Below are 17151 nucleotides of genomic sequence, written 5' to 3'. Positions count from 1 at the left end.
ATTCCAAAGCGGCGCATGCCATGTTCAGTTCATGCGCCTGAAACCTCACGCCAACGCCGTGATTTCCCCGGACTCACCCGTCGCCGCCGGGGGCCCGGTCGGCGTGAACCACAGCGGGCTCATCGCCTCTGCCGCGCTGATGCTGCTGTTCGCGGGCATTGCCGCGGCGCCGGCGCTTCCCTCCCTGCCATCAGTCATAACAGCGGCGCTGGCAGCAATCGGACTTCTCATTTCCGCCGGACTGGTGCTGGGTCAGATTCTCTGGCGCAAGGCCACCGACCGTCGGCTGGCGCAGCTTGCCGCCGCCGCTGACGCCCTGCAGGAGGCCAATCTTCGCGCCCAGGCATCCAATGTGGCGAAGTCGCGTTTTCTGGCGATCACCAGCCATGAGATTCGCACGCCGATGAACGGCATCCTCGGCATGATCGGCCTGCTGATGGAAACGCCACTCACGCCCGAGCAGCGCAACTATGCCCTGACGGCCGATTCCTCCGCCCGCGCCCTGCTCTCGATCGTCGACGAACTGCTCGATGACTCGATCGCCGAGCGGCGGAACGTCGATGTCTCGGAGGCGCCCTTCGATCTTGCAGCCCTGATCGAATCCGTCACCGAGCTGCTGGCGCCGCGGGCGCATGCCAAGGGCATCGAGATCTCGAGTTTCATCTCCATGCGAATCCCCCCGCAAATCCGCGGCGACGAGCGGCGGCTGCGGCAGGTCCTGCTGAATCTGTGCGGCAACGCCATCAAATTCACGCCCTCGGGCGGCGTCGGCATAAGTGCAAGACTGAGCGAGGACAGCAGACTGGCCATCACAGTGAGCGACTCCGGCATCGGCATGTCCGAGGCGGAGCAGCAGCATGTTTTCGAGGAATTCACCCAGGCCAACGACGGCACGCGCCAGATCTACGGAGGAACAGGCCTGGGCCTGACGATTTCCCGCCGCCTTGTCGAGGCCATGAACGGCACAATCTCCGTGCGGTCCGCGCCGGGCGAGGGGTCGTCGTTTGACGTCGTTCTGCCCCTCGCCGAGGCCGTGCAGGCGGGCACGAAGGAATTGCTGAGCCGCCGCCGCTTCGCGCTGGCCGCGTCGCCCTCGATCACCGCCGACCACATCCGCGAGACGCTGGAAGACAGCGGCGCAAGCGTGCGGATGCTGAATCATCCGCATGAGCTGCTCCGCTTTCTGGGGGATGCGGATGCCGCTTCCCATACGACCGTGCTGTGCGACATCGATTTCGCCGAGATATTGCACAATGCCTGGTCGCAACTGGGCAATGCACCGGAACGACGCATCTGCCTGATATTGCGCAGCGAGGAACGGCGGCAGTTTGCCGATCTCCTGGCCAAAAACTTTTCAGGCTACCTTCTGAAACCCTTCCGTCGCCATTCACTGTTGCGGCTTGTTGGGCCGCGTGACGAGATGCCCGACCCTTCGGTCACGCTGCGGTCGCAGCGCAACGTCATCTCTCTCCAATCGAGGCGTCAGATTCATGTTCTGCTGGCGGAGGACAACTCCGTGAACATGCTGCTGGCCAGCACGCTTCTGCGCCGCGAAGGCTACAGCGTGACCACCGCCGGCAACGGCGAAGACGCTCTAGAGGCCCTTGCGGCCTGCAAGCGTCCCGATCTCGTGATCATGGACGTGGAGATGCCGGTGCTGGACGGACTTGAGGCAACCCGCAGAATCCGGCGGAAGGAAGCAGACCGCGGCCTGCCGCGGATTCCCATCCTTGCGCTCACCGCCAACGTCAGGCGCCAGGACATCAACGCCTGCCTCGAAGCCGGAATGGACGGCTATCTGTCCAAACCCTTCGACCGCGATGGGCTGGAGGAAGCAATCTCGCGACTTATGAAACGTCACGCGGTTGCCTGACCGCCGTCGCCAAACTTTCACTTGATATCTGTCTGTGGCAATCAGGCAATGGGAGCCACCGACATTGCGGGTATCACGGGACATCAGCGTCGAAAAGGGGGACCTGCTTCTGCGGCAGGCCAGCGGGCCTGACGAAGTTCTCGCCTGCCAGCAGCTTCGCTACAGGATATTCTACGATGAGCTGGGCGCGACACCCGTCGGCGACATGGCGTCACGGCGCATGGACGTCGACCGCTTTGACGCCATCTGCGATCATCTTTTGGTGGTGAAGCGAGGCGCTTCGGCCACCGGAGATGTCATCTATCTCCGCGACGGTGAGCTGATCGGCACCTATCGCCTGCTGCGGCAAGAGGTGGCCGAGGCCTGTGGCGGCTTCTACACGCAGGCTGAATTCGACATCGCGCCGCTGATTGCCGCACACCCCGGCTTGCGCTTCCTGGAACTTGGGCGGTCTTGTGTGCTGAGGCCTTACCGCACAAAGCCAGTGGTGGAATTGTTGTGGCAGGGCATCTGGAATTACGTGCGTGCCCACCGCTTGGACGTGATGCTCGGCTGCGCAAGCCTGGAGGGCACAGAGCCGGGCGCACACGCCCTTTCGCTGAGTTTCCTCGCCACGGCCGCTGCACCCCCGGAATGGGCCGTGCGCGCGCACGACAGCCACCGCATCGAGATGCGCGGCCTGCCGCACGGCGGGATCGACACAAGGCGGGCATTGAAGCAGTTGCCTCCGCTCGTCAAAGGCTACCTCCGCTTGGGCTGCTACATCGGCGACGGCGCGGTGATCGACCGCCAGTTCAACACCATCGACGTGCTGGTCATTCTGCCTGTCTCGGTCATTCATCCGCGCTATTTCGCGCACTTCGGAGCCCCCTAACGGTTGATGTCATAGGCCGCTATGGCGGCGAGATTGAGAATGTCGGAGGCGGTGGCCGACATCGCCGCGATCTGCACAGGCCGATCAAGACCCGTGAGCAGCGGCCCCACGACGGTGACACCGCCCAGTTGCTGCAGCATCTTCGTCGAGATCGAGGCAGAGTGCGCCGCCGGCATCACCAGCACATTTGCCGGCCCGGTGAGGCGGCAGAAGGGGTAAAGCGCCATCGCCTCGCGCGAGAGGGCAACGTCGGCTGCCATCTCGCCATCATATTCGAAGTCGGCGTTGCGGCGGTCAAGCACGCCGACGGCGTCGCGCACATAGGCTGCGCGCTCGCCGCGCGGATAGCCGAATGTGGAGTAGGAAAGGAAGGCGACACGCGGCTCGTAGTCGAAGCGGCGCGCCACGCCCGCGGCCTCCTGAGCAATGTCGGCCAGCTCCTCGGGCGACGGCAGCTCATGGATCGAGGTGTCGGCAATGAAGACCGTCCGTCCACGGACGAGCGCCATGGAAACGCCGATCGGGCGGTGGCCGGGCCGGTTGTCGATCGCCTGGCGCACGTTGTCGAGGGCCACGGAGAAGTTGCGGGTAAGGCCCGTCACCATGGCGTCCGCATCGCCCATCGCCACCATGCAGGCGGCGAAGACATTCCGGTCCTGGTTCACCATGCGCTGGCAATCGCGCAGCAGGAAGCCGTTCCGCTGCAGCCGCTCATAGAGGAAGGTGGCATAGTCGACATTGCGCTCGGAGACGCGGGCGTTGGAGATTTCGACGTTTTCGTTCAGTTCGAGCCCGCTGCTCGCCAGCGTCTGCTGAATCTGCGCCTCGCGGCCAATCAGGATGGCGCGGCCGAGGCCAGCACTGGCATAGCTGTTGGCAGCCCGGATCATGCGGTCTTCCTCGCCTTCGGCAAAGACGACGCGTTTGGGCGCCACGCGCACCTTTCCGAAGACGCTCTGCAGGGTGCCCGCAATGGGATCGAGGCGGGCCGAGAGCATTTGGGCGTATTGATCGAGATCGGCGATGTGGCGCCGCGCCACGCCGCTCTCCATCGCCGCCTTGGCCACCGCGACAGGTATGGTGGAGATGAGGCGCGGATCGAAAGGCACGGGGATGAGATAATCGCGGCCGAAGGAAGGGCGGGGACCATGATAGGCAGCCGCCACCTCGTCCGGCACATCCTCACGGGCGAGGCCCGCGAGTGCGTGGGCGGCGGCGATCTTCATCTCGTCGTTGATGGTGCGGGCGCGCACGTCCAGCGCGCCGCGGAAGATATATGGGAAGCCCAGGATGTTATTGATCTGGTTGGGGTAGTCGGACCGGCCGGTGGCCATGATTGCGTCCTGGCGCACCTTCAGCACATCCTCCGGCGTAATCTCCGGGTCCGGGTTCGCCATGGCGAAAATGATGGGATTCGCGGACATGCTCTTGACCATGGCGGACGTCAGCACCCCGGCAACCGAGAGGCCGAAGAACACGTCCGCCCCCTCCATGGCATCGGCCAGTGACCGCGCCCTGGTGTCCACCGCATGGGCCGACTTCCACTGGTTCATGCCCTCGGTGCGACCCTTGTAGACCACACCTTTGGAATCGGCGAGGATGACATTGCCATTGGGCACGCCCAGCGATTTGATGAGCTCGACACAGGCGATGGCAGCGGCGCCTGCGCCATTGCACACGATCTTTGCCGTTTTAAGGTCGCGCTTCGTCAGATGGAGGGCATTGATCAGACCGGCGGTGGCGATGATGGCCGTGCCGTGCTGATCGTCGTGAAAGACCGGGATATCCATCACCTCGCGCAGACGCTGCTCGATGATGAAGCAGTCGGGCGCCTTGATGTCTTCCAGATTGATGCCGCCGAAGGACGGGCCGAGATAGCGCACGGCGTTGATGAACTGCTCGACGTCCCTCGTATCGACCTCAAGGTCGATCGAATCGACGTCCGCGAAGCGCTTGAACAGCACGGCCTTGCCTTCCATCACGGGCTTGGAGGCCAGCGCGCCGAGATCGCCCAGGCCCAATATGGCCGTGCCGTTGGAAATGACGGCCACGAGGTTCCCCTTCGCCGTATAGTCATATGCCGTTTCCGGCACCTCGGCAATGCGGCGAACCGGGACGGCCACACCGGGGCTGTAGGCCAGCGACAGGTCACGCTGGGTTGCCATGGGCTTGGTCGGGGTGATTTCCAGCTTGCCAGGCTTGCCGCGCTGGTGGAATTGCAGGGCCTCCTCATCGGTGATGGTCGGACGGCGCGGCTTCTGGTCCATGTTTTTGCCCCAAAATACAATCCTCGACGGCGGACCTGCCAGACTAAAGAGGAGGCAGGAGACACTCAAGCGTTCCGAAATCGCCGCTTGTACCTCTTTGGTCGATTCCTGCTATGGAAAGCGCCGTGAACGGGATGGACCATATGGGCGAAGGAGCCGGCGGGGAACCCTCCAGCCGCGCAACGCCCGTCATGGCGCAATTCCTGGTGCTGAAACAGGCCAATCCGGGAAGCCTGCTGTTCTTCCGGATGGGCGACTTTTACGAGCTGTTCTTCGAGGATGCCGAGGTTGCCGCCAATGCCCTCGGCATCACGCTCACAAAGCGCGGCAAGCACCAGGGCGAGGACATCCCCATGTGCGGCGTTCCTGTCCACGCCGCGGACGCCTATCTCCAGAAGCTGATACGCATGGGCCACCGGGTCGCCGTGTGCGAGCAGCTCGAAGACCCCGCGGAGGCCCGCAAACGCGGCTCCAAGGCCGTGGTGAAGCGTGACGTCGTTCGCCTGGTCACTCCCGGCACCCTGACGGAAGACAATTTGCTCGACTCGCGGAGCCACAATTTTCTCGCGAGCGTCACGCGCAGCAAGGCGTCGGGCGAGATGGCCATCGCCTGGGCCGACATCAGCTCGGGTGAACTCGCGGTGATGCAGACGTCCGCAGAACGGCTCTCCGCCGACCTGGCCCGTCTCGACCCGCGCGAAATCATCGCCGCCGACGGGCTGCTGACAGACCCCGCGTTCATGAACCTGCTGGACAGGTCGGCAGCGCCGGTGACGCCGCTTCCCTCGGCGCGCTTCGACTCGCTGACCGCGGAGCGCCGTCTGCAGGAACGGTTCGACGTGAAGGCGCTCGACGGTTTTGGCAGCTTTTCGCGCGCCGAAGTCTCGGCGCTTGGCGGCCTGCTCGAATACATCGTCCTCACCCAGGCCGGAAAGGCCCCGCATCTCCGCGCGCCGCGGCGTGAGATGGCCTCCTCCGTGCTGCTCATCGACCCGGCAACGCGCGCCAATCTCGAACTCACCCGCACGCTTGCCGGCGAACGGCGCGGCAGCCTGCTCTCGGTGATCGATCTTGCCATCACCGCCGCCGGATCGCGCTGCATTGCCGCCAGGCTCTCGACGCCGCTCTGCGATCCCTATGCCATTGCCAACCGGCTTGACGACGTTGCGCATTTCGTGACCGATGCGTCCTTGCGCGAGGACGTGCGAAAGCTGCTCGCCGCCATGCCCGATCTCGAACGGGCGCTCGGCCGCATCGCCATCGGACGTGGGGGCCCGCGCGACTTGGCCGGCATCCGCGACGCGCTGATGATCGCAGGGCATCTTGCCCACCGCATCGGCGCCAGCGCCACGATCGGCGGTCTGCCCGAAAACCTGGACAAGAATTGCGAGACACTGAGCTGGAGCGACCTCGACCTGGCGAGGGAACTCGATGCCGCTCTCGACGTCGATTTGCCGGTCCTCGCACGCGATGGCGGGTTCGTGAAGCAGGGCTATTCCGCCGGCCTCGACGAGAACCGGTCGCTCCGCGACGAAACCCGCCACGTGATCGCCGGGCTGCAGACACGCTATTGCGAGATCTCGGGGATCAAGTCGCTCAAGGTAAAGCATAACAATGTGCTGGGCTACTTTATCGAGGCGACCGCCACCTCCGCCGCAGCCCTGCAGTCGCCTGACAAGGCGGGCCTGTTCATTCACCGTCAGACGGTGGCGAACGCCATGCGCTTCGTGACAGCCGAGCTCGCCTCGCTGGACCAGCGCATTGCGGCGGCAGCGGAGAAGGCGCTGGCGCTGGAGCAGGAGATCTTCCAGTCCCTCTGTGCGCGCGTAACGGCGCGGCGCGACCTTCTCTCCAAGATCGCCGATGCGGCGGCCCAGCTTGATGCCGCCGCGGCGCTTGCCGAAGTGGCCGAGCGGCGGCGTTATGTGAGGCCGCGCGTCGATGGATCGACCCGCTTCACGGTTCGCGGCGGGCGGCATCCCGTGGTTGAGGCCGCGCTGCAGGACCAGGCTACCGGTTCCTTCGTCGCCAATGATTGCGAGATCTCGGGAGAGGCCAAGCGGCTCTGCCTGCTCACCGGCCCCAACATGGCCGGCAAGTCTACCTATCTCCGCCAGAACGCGCTCATCGTCATCATGGCGCAGATGGGCTCTTTCGTACCCGCGGCAGAGGCGCATTTCGGCGGGGTCGACCGGCTGTTCAGCCGCGTCGGCGCGGCCGACGATTTGGCGCGGGGCCGTTCCACTTTCATGGTCGAGATGGTGGAGACGGCAGCCATCCTCAACCAGGCCACCGAAAAATCTTTCGTCATCCTCGACGAGATCGGCAGGGGCACGGCCACCTATGACGGCCTCTCCATCGCCTGGGCAACGCTCGAGCACCTGCATGGCGTAAACCGGTGCCGCGCCCTCTTCGCAACCCATTACCACGAGCTGACACAGCTCGCCGGCAGGCTCACCCACCTGGCCAACGCGACCATGAAGGTGAAGGAGTGGCAGGACCGGATCATCTTCCTGCACGAGGTGGTGGCGGGCGTGGCCGACCGCTCCTACGGCATTCATGTGGCCCAGATCGCAGGCCTGCCGCCGGCGGTGATCAGCCGCGCACAAAAGGTGCTCGAACGGCTGGAGCGCGACGGATTAACATCACAGGCATCAGGACTGCTTGACGAACTGCCACTGTTTTCCGCCGCACCGCCGTCACCGCCGGAAAAGGAAAGTGCCGTCGAGAAGAAGCTGGCGCAGGTGGTGGCCGATGACCTGTCACCGCGCGATGCGCTGACCCTGATCTACGAGCTGAAGAGCCTTCTGGGGGCGCGGCAGGCGTGAGGACAGCCCTTGCAACCGGTTCCTCCGTGAAGCTTGACCAGCTGCGCGACCAGCTTGCGGCTGCGGCTGCCGATGCAGGCACGAACAAGACCAACCTGCGCCCCAATATCGTGAGGGCGCTGAAGGCGGCGCTCGAACACTCTCAAGCGCTCGCCGAGAATCAGCTCATCGCCGATGGCGACGGAACACGCTGTGCCGAGTCACTAAGCCTTTCCGAAGACGAACTCATCCGCAGCCTGTTCGATTTGGCCTGCACCACGCTGTTCCCCGCCCGCGGCGGAGAGGAGCGGATCGCCATCGTCGCGGTGGGTGGCTACGGCCGTGGCACGCTGGCGCCCGGTTCCGACATCGATCTGCTCTTCGTGCTGCCGGCCCGCCAGACAGAGCGGGTGCGGAACATCGTCGAGTTCATCCTCTACTGCCTGTGGGACACGCGCCAGAAGGTAGGACACGCAACGCGCAGCATCGATGAATGCATCCGCCTCGCGAAGTCGGACAACACCATTCTTACCGCCATTCTCGAGGCGCGCTACATTTGCGGCGACGAAATGCTGTTCGATCGGCTGGTCAGCGAATTCCGGCGCGAGATCGTGTCCAAGGGGGCCAGGGAATTCATTGCGGACAAGCTGGGCGAACGTGACCTCCGCCACCTGAAGGTGGGCGAGAGCCGCTACATCGTCGAACCAGACGTGAAGGATGGCAAGGGCGGGCTTCGCGACCTCAACACGCTGTTCTGGATCGCCAAGTACATCTACGCCACGAACTCGACCGACGAGCTGGCGGAGAAAGGCGCATTCAGCCAGGATGAACTCTCAATCTTCAAGAAATGCGAGCGCCTGCTCTGGGCGGTGCGCTGCCACCTGCATTTCCTGTCGAAGCGCGGCAATGACCGCCTGAGCTTCGACCGTCAGTCCGACATCGCGGAGCGGCTCGGCTACAGGTCGCATGGCGGATTGAAGCACGTCGAACGCTTCATGAAGCACTACTTTCTGGTCGCCAAGGACGTGGGCGACCTGACGCGCATCCTGTGTGCGAGCCTCGAAGCACGGCAGATGAAGGATGTGCCCGGCCTCGGCCGCGTGCTCGGCCGTCTCATCTCCAGGAGTTCCGGCACGCTGCGCGACGCACCCGACTTCCGGGTGGAGGGCGGCCGTGTGGCGCCAAGCTCACCCGATATCTTCGCACGAAATCCGGTCAACATCATTCGGCTCTTCGCCGCCGCCGGCCGCCACGGAGCCGAGATTCATCCGGACACGCTGAAGCTGCTGAGGAAGTCGCTTGGTCTCCTCCGCGACATTCTCGACGATCCGGAGGCAAACGCGATCTTTCTCGAACTGCTCACCGCCATCGAGGATCCGGACATCGTTCTGCGCATGATGAACGAGGCGGGCGTGCTCGGCCGTTTCATTCCGCCCTTCGGCCGGATCGTGGCGCTGATGCAGTTCAACATGTATCATCACTATACGGTGGACGAACACCTCATCAGGGCGGTGGGCCACCTTTCCGCCATCGAGCGCGGGCGGCTGTCGGATGACCACCCACTGTCCACCGCAATCTTCCCGACAATCACCAGCCGCCGCCTTCTATATGTCGCTGTCTTCCTGCATGACATCGCGAAGGGACGGAAGGAGGATCATTCCATCGCCGGTGAACGCATCGCGCTGGAGCTCTGCCCACGGCTGGGGCTCACGGCGTCGGAGACGGAAACCGTCGCATGGCTCATCCGCCATCATTTGCTGATGAGCGAAACCGCTCAGATGCGGGATCTCAACGATTTCAAAACGATCCTTGATTTTTGCGCGGTGGTGCAAAGCGTCGAACGCCTGAAACTCCTGCTCATTCTCACCGTCGCCGATATTCGCGCCGTCGGACCCGGCGTGTGGAACGGCTGGAAAGGTCAGCTGTTGCGCACGCTCTACGCCGAAGCCGAACCGGTGCTGACGGGCGGCCACACCGCGGTGTCCCGGAAGGAGCGCGTGGCGGGCGCACAGGCCGCCTTCTTCGAACGTTTGCCCGGCTGGACCGGCGAGCAGAAATCAGCCTACGCAGCACGGCACTACGACGCTTATTGGCTCGGCAGCTCCACCGACAAGCAGGTGAAGCATGCCGGAATGATTGGCGGCGCCGCGCCGAAGAGCGTGGTCACCAGCTTCGAGACCGATGCTTTCACCGCGATCACCGAACTGTCGATCTATACGCCGGACCACCCGCGGCTCCTGGCTCTGATCACCGGCGCCTGTGCGGCGGCAGGCGCCAACATCGCCGGAGCGCAGATCTTCACCACCACCGACGGCATGGCGCTGGACACCATTCTGATCCAGCGCGAATTCCCCGAGGAGGAGGACGAGCGCCGCAGGGCGGAGCGCATCGCCGAACTGGTGCGCAAGGCGCTGCGCGGCGAATTATGGCTGAAGGAAGCCGTGGCCAGGGCCCACAAACCGCAGCAGCGCATCAAGGCGTTCACGGTGGAGCCGCGCGTCATCATCGACAATCAGTCTTCAAACCGCTTTACGGTCATCGAAATCAACGGGCTGGACCGCATCGGCCTGCTCTACGATCTCACCGAAGCGCTCTACAAGCTTAACCTCAACATCGCATCAGCTCATGTCACGACCTTTGGCGAGAAGGCGGTGGACGTCTTCTATGTCACCGACCTGACAGGAGCCAAAATCGAGAACGCCACGCGCCACAGGCAGATCGAGAACGCGCTGGGCAACATCCTCAAACCGGCGGCGCAAGCTCCAATGAAGGCTTGAGATCCATGTCGATGCTCAGATCTGCCGCGACCGTCGGCAGCCTCACCTTGGTGAGCCGCCTGCTCGGCTTCGTCCGCGACCAGCTCATCGCCTTCGCCCTGGGAACAAGTTTCGTTGCCGAGGCGTTCTTCGTCGCGCAGCGCTTTCCCAATCTGTTCCGTGCGCTGTTCGCCGAGGGCGCCTTCAACAACGCCTTCGTACCGCTGTTCGCCAAGCGCGTGGAGAGCGATGGCGAGGCCAGGGCGCGGGATTTTGCCATCGAGGTCTTCTCCTTCCTGTTGGCCTGGCTGATCGTCTTTTCGGCTGCGGCGATGATCGCCATGCCACTGGTGATTTATGTGATCGCTCCCGGCTTTCACGCCAGTGGAGAAACCTTCCAGCTGGCGGTGGACTTAACCCGCATCTGTTTCCCCTACCTCCTCTTCATGTCGCTGACGGCACTGCAGTCGGGGGTGCTCAACAGCCTCAACAGGTTTACCGCGGCCGCGGCAGCGCCAATCCTGCTGAATGTCGTGATGATTGCTTCCAACTTGGTGGCGTGGCTCATGGCCACGGGCAATACACCGAAAACCGGTTACATTTTTGCCTGGGGCCTCTTTGCCTCGGGCATCGCGCAATATGCGCTGCTCGCCATCGCCTGCAGGCGGGCGGACATGCGCCTCGTGCCGCGCTGGCCGCGTCTGACGCCGGATGTGAAAAAGGTCATCACACTCTCGATTCCGGGCATTATCTCGGGCGGGGTCATGCAGATCAACCTCGTGGTTGCCACCATGATCGCCACCACCTTGCCGGGAGCCGTGGCCTTCCTCTATTATGCTGACCGTCTCTACCAGCTGCCGCTCGGGGTCATCGGCGTGGCGATCGGCGTGGTGTTGCTGCCCGACCTGTCCCGCAAGCTGCGCGCGGGAAACGAGGCGGGCGCGCTGTCCAGCCAAAACCGAGCGCTGGAACTTTCCATGTTTCTGACGCTGCCTGCGGCAATTGCGCTGATGGCTGTTCCGCACCCCATCATCCACACGGTTTTCGAACATGGCGCCTTCACGCGGGCGGACACCTTCGCCGTGGCGCCGGCTCTCCTGGCGTTCGCCTCCGGCCTCGTTGCCTTTTCACTTTCCAAGGTGTTCCAGCCCGGCTTCTACGCCCGCGAGGACACCAGAACGCCAATGCAGTTTGCCGTGATCTCCGTCGGCGTCAACGTGGTGGGCAGCCTCGTCCTGTCCCACGTCATGGGCCATGTCGGCATCGCGCTCGCCACTTCGCTGGCCGCCTGGACCAACACCATCCTGCTGGGCGTCACCCTGTCCCGCCGGGGGCTCTTCTCCCTCGACGAGAGAGCCCGACACCGCCTGCCGCGGATTGTCGCATCCGGGCTTGGTATGGGCGGGCTGCTGCTGGCCGGGGCCTGGGCACTGGAGGGCAATTATGCCGAACACGCGGGTTTTCTGGCCGCCGCCTGGGGGCTTGCGGTACTCGTTTGCGGCGGCATCGTCAGCTATTTCGTGCTGGCGCACCTGACGGGTGCCATGCGGCTCTCGGAATTGAAGTCGATGCTGAAACGCTGAAGAATTATGGCTAAAGCTTCTCCCATGACAGACAAGAACAACGAACAGGACGTCGCGTTCGGTTTCCGCCGCGTGGGTGAGGCCGAGAAGCAGGGCTTGGTGAACGAGGTCTTCTCCAAGGTCGCAGAGCGCTATGACCAGATGAACGATCTCATGTCCGGCGGCCTGCACCGGCTGTGGAAGGACGACTTGGTGGCCATGCTCAACCCGCCGCGTGGGCAGGCGGACTTCAATCACCTCGACGTGGCAGGCGGCACGGGCGACATTGCCTTCCGTATCCTGCGGTCGGGTGGTCCCAATGTGCGCGTGACGGTCGCCGACATTTCACCTGAAATGGTGGACGAGGGCAGAAAGCGCGCTGAGGCGGAAGGCCTGCTGGGACGCTGCGGCTTCACCGTCGGCAATGCCGAGGCGCTGGCCTTTCCGGACAAGGCCTTCGACGGGTACACCATCGCCTTCGGCATTCGCAACGTTACTCACATCGACAAGGCTCTGGCGGAGGCGCACCGCGTGCTGAGGCCCGGTGGACGTTTTCTCTGCCTCGAATTCAGCCAGATGGACGTGCCGCTGATGGACAATATCTACGACGCTTATTCCTTCACCGTCGTTCCCGCCATCGGCAAGGTGGTGACCGGGGATGGCAGTCCCTATCGCTATCTTGTCGAGTCGATCCGTACCTTCCCGAAGCAGGACGACTTCAAGGCAATGATCGAGAATGCGGGCTTCGCCAATGTCAGCTACCGCAACCTGACGGGCGGCGTGGTGGCGATCCATTCGGGCTGGCGCATCTGATGTATTCACAAATCCGGCACAGCCTCGCCCTTCTGCGTGCGGGCCGCACGCTGGCGGCCTATGACGCGCTGATGACGCCGGAGCAGATCCGCCAGCTCCCCTGGGCGGCACGGCTCGGGCTGTCCATTGCCAGGTTCGGAACCCGAAAACCCGAAAACAACGGCGACATGGCGGTGGCTGCCGCCCTATCCTCGCTCGGCCCCAGCTACATCAAGCTTGGCCAGTTCCTGGCGACACGCCCTGATCTCGTGGGTCCGCGGCGTGCTTTCGAGCTGAAGGCCCTCCAGGACAGGCTGCCGCCTTTTCCCACCGAGACTGCCAGGGAAATCATCCGCAGCAACCTGGGCGCACCCGTTGAGGTGCTGTTCACCGCGTTCGGGCCGCCAGTCGCGGCCGCCTCCATCGCCCAGGTGCATAAGGCGCGCGGTGCGGATGGCAGCGAATTCGCAGTTAAAGTTTTGCGGCCAGGTGTCGGCAAGCGCTTCGCCGCCGATCTCGGCAGCTTCTATTTTGCGGCGCGCCTGATGGAGCGCTTCAGTGCCGAGGGCCGCCGGCTGCGCCCGGTTGCCGCCGTGCACATGCTGGAGCAATCCATGCGGCAGGAACTCGACCTGCGCATGGAGGCGGCGGCACTATCGGAAATGGCGCAGAATACCAAGAACGATCCCGGCTTTCGCGTGCCGAGGGTGAACTGGGAACGCACCGGCCGCGACGTTCTCACCACCGAATGGATCGATGGCACGCCGATTGCCGATGTCGAAGCGCTGCGGGCGCAGGGTTTTGACCTGGTGAAGCTCGGCGACACGGTGATCCAGAGCTTCCTGCGCCACGCGATCCGCGACGGCTTCTTTCACGCCGACATGCACCAGGGCAACCTGTTCGTCGATCGCTCCGGCAATCTCGTCGCCGTCGATTTCGGCATTGTCGGCAGGCTCGGACCGAAGGAGAGCATGTTCCTGGCTGAAATTCTTTATGGCTTCATCACGCGGAATTACCTGCGGGTGAGCGAAGTACACTTCGAGGCAGGCTACGTGCCCCGCCACCATGATCCAGCCGTCTTCGCTCAGGCAATCCGCTCCATCGGCGAGCCGATCATGGACCGGCCGGCGAACCAGATTTCCATGGCGCGGCTGCTCACCCAGCTGTTCGAAATCACCGCCCAGTTTGACATGCAAGCCCAGCCCCAGCTCTTGCTGCTGCAGAAGACCATGGTGGTGGTCGAGGGCGTGGCGCGCACGCTGAACCCGGATCTGAATATGTGGGTGACCGCGGAACCGGTGGTCGGCGGCTGGATCAAGCGCAAGCTTGGACCTGCAGGCAAGCTGGAGGAGGCGGCGGGTTCACTGGGCCAGATTTTTGCCGGCCTTCCCGCCATGCTGGCGGACGCCAAACGCGCCACAACCATGCTCTCGGCTATGGCCGCGACCGGAGGCCTGAGGCTCGACCGGGAGACGACGGAGCAATTGGCCCTTTCCCAGGCCCGCCATGCCCGGTGGACTCGCTTCTGGCTCGCCCTGGGCGCCGTTTCGCTCGCCGCCATCGCCATTAAGCTCATCACCTGAGGGCGGTTGGCAGGTTGAAGCCTTTGCTGTCATAATAGGTCATGACCTCGCTTGCGGGAAAATCGGTCCTCCTCATCGTCGGCGGCGGCATTGCCGCCTACAAGGCGCATGAGTTGGTTCGCCTGCTGAAAACCCGGGGCGCTGCCATCCGCATCATTTTGACCAAGGCGGCCGAACAGTTCGTGACGCCCCTGTCTCTCGCCTCGCTGTCGGGGGAGAAGGTCCATACCTCGCTGTTCAGCCTGACCGATGAAGTGGAAATGGGCCATATCCAGCTCTCCCGTGCGGCGGACCTTGTCGTCGTTGCGCCGGCAACGGCGGACCTGATAGCCAAGATGGCCAACGGCCTCGCCGGCGACCTCGCCACCACCACTCTTCTCGCCACGGACAAGCCTGTGCTGATTGCCCCGGCGATGAACCTGCGCATGTGGCGGCACCCGGCCACCGTGCGCAACGTGGAGACACTGAAGCGCGACGGCCTTGCTCTGACCGGTCCCAATGACGGCGAGATGGCCTGTGGTGAATTCGGCCCCGGTCGCATGGCGGAACCCGACGAGATTCTCGCGGCTATCGTGGGCATGCTGAAGCCCAGGGCACAGCCGCTGGCGGGGAAAAAGGTGTTGATCACTGCCGGACCGACCCGCGAACCGATCGATCCGGTGCGCTTCATCTCCAACTATTCTTCGGGCAAGCAGGGTTATGCCATCGCCAGGGCGGCGGTGGAACTCGGCGCCGAGACGATCCTGGTCTCCGGCCCGGTCTCCCTGCCGATACCGCCGGGCGTCCAGATGATGCCCATCGAGACTGCGCAGGAGATGCTTGAAATCTGCCAAGGCGAATTGCCAGCTGACATCGCCGTCTTCACGGCCGCCGTCGCGGACTGGCGTGTGGCGGCGGAGGCTGCCGAAAAGCTCAAGAAGACGGGAAACGCGCCGCCCGGTCTGTCGCTTGCGGAGAACCCGGATATCCTCGCCACGATTTCGCGCGATCCCAGGCGCCCCCGCATCGTCGTCGGCTTTGCCGCCGAAACCGAGAAGGTGACGGAACATGCCGCTGAGAAGCTAAAGAACAAGGGCTGTGACCTCATCGTCGCGAATGACGTCGGCAGGGAGTCAGGCGTGTTCGGCGGCGACCGGAATACCGTGCATCTCGTCTCCACTGCGGGAATCGAGAACTGGCCGAACATGAGCAAGGATGAAGTGGCGCGGAAGCTGATGGAGCGCCTTGCCCGGATGCTGGCGCCGGATCGGAAGGCCGCAGAATGATCCGTGTCGAGATCAAGCGGCTTCCGAACAATGAAGACCTCCCGCTGCCGGCCTATGAAACAGCGGGCGCCGCGGGCATGGACTTGCGGGCGGCCGAGGCCGTGATCCTGAAGCCCGGGGCACGCCACCTGGTGCCGACCGGATTGTCCATAGCGCTGCCCGAAGGTTATGAGGCCCAGGTGCGGTCGCGTTCCGGCCTTGCCGTGAAACACGGCGTGACAGTTCTGAATTCGCCCGGCACCATCGACTGCGATTATCGGGGCGAGGTTAAGGTGCCGCTGATCAATCACGGACAGGATGACTTCGCCATCGCCCGCGGCGACCGCATCGCGCAGATGGTGATCGCCTCCGTGACGCGCATCGGTTGGTCGGAAGTGGACCTGCTTGACGAGACGGCACGGGGCGCCCGCGGCTTCGGTTCCTCAGGACACCGCTGATGGTTTTGTCTCCCGACGAGATCGAGCGCTATGCGCGCCATCTCGTTCTGCATGAAGTCGGCGGTCCGGGACAGAGCAAGCTGAAGGACTCCAAGGTTCTCGTCGTGGGCGCTGGCGGCCTCGGCGCGCCGTTGCTCTACTATCTGGCGGCGGCCGGCATCGGCGCAATCGGCATCGTCGATCACGATACGGTGGGCCTCTCCAACCTGCAGCGGCAGATTATCCACACAAGCGCACGCGTCGGCATTTCGAAAACATCAAGCGCCCGAGAGACCATGCAGGGCCTGAATCCGCATGTTAAGGTGGTGGAACATGTCTGTCGCATCACCGCAGAGAACGCGCTGGATATCATCTCGAGCTATGACATCGTCGCGGACGGCTGCGACAACTTCCCCACGCGCTATCTCGTCAGCGATGCCTGCTACTTTGCGAAGAAGACGCTGGTGACGGCGGCAGTCGGACAGTTCGATGGCCAGATCTCCACCTTCAAGCCGCACGCATCATCACCCGAGGGCACGCCTTGGCCCAGCTACCGCTGTCTGATGGGCGAACTGCCTCCGCGCGGGCTGTTTCCAGCTTGCGAGGAGGCCGGCATCCTCGGTGCATTGCCCGGCATTCTTGGTTCGATGCAGGCGATGGAAGTCATCAAGGAAATCCTCGGAATTGGCGCAAGCCTCGCCGGCCGCCTGCTGATGTATGACGCGCTGGCGGCCCGCTTCTACGAAACGAAGCTCGCCTGGAACCCCGATAACCCGCTCAACGGACGAAATCCAAGCATCACCTCGCTGATGCATTCAAACTATATCGACATGTAGGCCGTCTTGCCTCCCGCCTGCGCAATCGGTCTGTAGGCGCCGGTGCGCGTGGACCCAGCATATAACCGGCGGCCCTGCCCCCATGCAGATGGCCACGAACAGCGTTTCGAGAATTTCCTC

The 17151-nt window shown here is 63.7% G+C and carries 11 protein-coding genes; 10 read left to right on the top strand and 1 reads right to left on the bottom strand.

The features are described from left to right. Window positions 1-31 precede the first annotated feature (31 nt). Window positions 32-1873 (top strand): response regulator, encoded by a 1842-nt coding sequence (locus IOC69_RS02090; protein ID WP_290541861.1) that lies wholly within the window; start codon window positions 32-34, stop codon window positions 1871-1873. 64 nt (window positions 1874-1937) lie between these two features. Next, entirely contained in the window at window positions 1938-2747 is an 810-nt protein-coding gene (locus IOC69_RS02085; RefSeq protein WP_290541860.1) for a GNAT family N-acyltransferase, read from the top strand. Here IOC69_RS02085 and IOC69_RS02080 read toward each other — a convergent pair. Continuing rightward, complete coding sequence (locus tag IOC69_RS02080; RefSeq protein ID WP_290541859.1) at window positions 2744-5014, bottom strand: NADP-dependent malic enzyme; 2271 nt, start codon at window positions 5012-5014, stop codon at window positions 2744-2746. The two genes, IOC69_RS02085 and IOC69_RS02080, sit on opposite strands and share 4 nt — an antisense overlap. A 143-nt stretch (window positions 5015-5157) precedes the next feature. Between IOC69_RS02080 and mutS the strand changes: the two genes are divergently transcribed. Genes mutS through moeB form a run of 8 tightly spaced genes read left to right on the top strand, consistent with a single transcriptional unit; the run spans window position 5158 to window position 17031 of the window. Then, complete coding sequence (gene mutS, locus IOC69_RS02075) at window positions 5158-7842, top strand: DNA mismatch repair protein MutS (RefSeq protein WP_290541858.1); 2685 nt, start codon at window positions 5158-5160, stop codon at window positions 7840-7842. Beyond that, window positions 7839-10598: a [protein-PII] uridylyltransferase gene (locus tag IOC69_RS02070; RefSeq protein ID WP_290541857.1), complete on the top strand. Its 2760-nt coding sequence runs from the start codon at window positions 7839-7841 to the stop codon at window positions 10596-10598. The genes mutS and IOC69_RS02070 overlap by 4 nt, the downstream gene beginning before the upstream one ends. 11 nt (window positions 10599-10609) lie before the next feature. Then, complete coding sequence (murJ, locus tag IOC69_RS02065) at window positions 10610-12160, top strand: murein biosynthesis integral membrane protein MurJ (protein WP_290541856.1); 1551 nt, start codon at window positions 10610-10612, stop codon at window positions 12158-12160. A gap of 24 nt (window positions 12161-12184) precedes the next feature. Next, complete coding sequence (ubiE, locus tag IOC69_RS02060; RefSeq protein ID WP_290541855.1) at window positions 12185-12952, top strand: bifunctional demethylmenaquinone methyltransferase/2-methoxy-6-polyprenyl-1,4-benzoquinol methylase UbiE; 768 nt, start codon at window positions 12185-12187, stop codon at window positions 12950-12952. After that, on the top strand, window positions 12952-14514 hold the full coding sequence (ubiB, locus tag IOC69_RS02055) for a 2-polyprenylphenol 6-hydroxylase (RefSeq protein WP_290541854.1): 1563 nt from the start codon (window positions 12952-12954) through the stop codon (window positions 14512-14514). Before ubiE ends, ubiB begins: the two co-directional genes overlap by 1 nt. Window positions 14515-14555: 41 nt before the next feature. Next, window positions 14556-15779, top strand: a complete 1224-nt coding sequence (gene coaBC, locus IOC69_RS02050; RefSeq protein WP_290541853.1) for a bifunctional phosphopantothenoylcysteine decarboxylase/phosphopantothenate--cysteine ligase CoaBC — start codon at window positions 14556-14558, stop codon at window positions 15777-15779. Then, the gene (gene dut / locus IOC69_RS02045; RefSeq protein WP_290541852.1) at window positions 15776-16216 is read left to right on the top strand and encodes a dUTP diphosphatase; all 441 of its coding nucleotides are present in this window, start codon (window positions 15776-15778) and stop codon (window positions 16214-16216) included. The genes coaBC and dut overlap by 4 nt, the downstream gene beginning before the upstream one ends. Then, window positions 16216-17031 carry a molybdopterin-synthase adenylyltransferase MoeB gene (moeB, locus tag IOC69_RS02040; RefSeq protein ID WP_290541851.1) on the top strand — a complete coding sequence of 272 codons (816 nt, stop codon included), beginning with the start codon at window positions 16216-16218 and terminating at the stop codon, window positions 17029-17031. Before dut ends, moeB begins: the two co-directional genes overlap by 1 nt. The last annotated feature ends 120 nt before the right edge of the window (window positions 17032-17151 follow it).

Origin of the sequence: Aestuariivirga sp., from assembly GCF_020252405.1 — a bacterium.
In the GTDB taxonomy this organism is placed as follows: Bacteria; Pseudomonadota; Alphaproteobacteria; order Rhizobiales; family Aestuariivirgaceae; genus Aestuariivirga.
The sequence above is the reverse complement of the archived record's forward strand: the minus strand, read 5'-3'. Positions and strand labels throughout refer to the sequence as shown.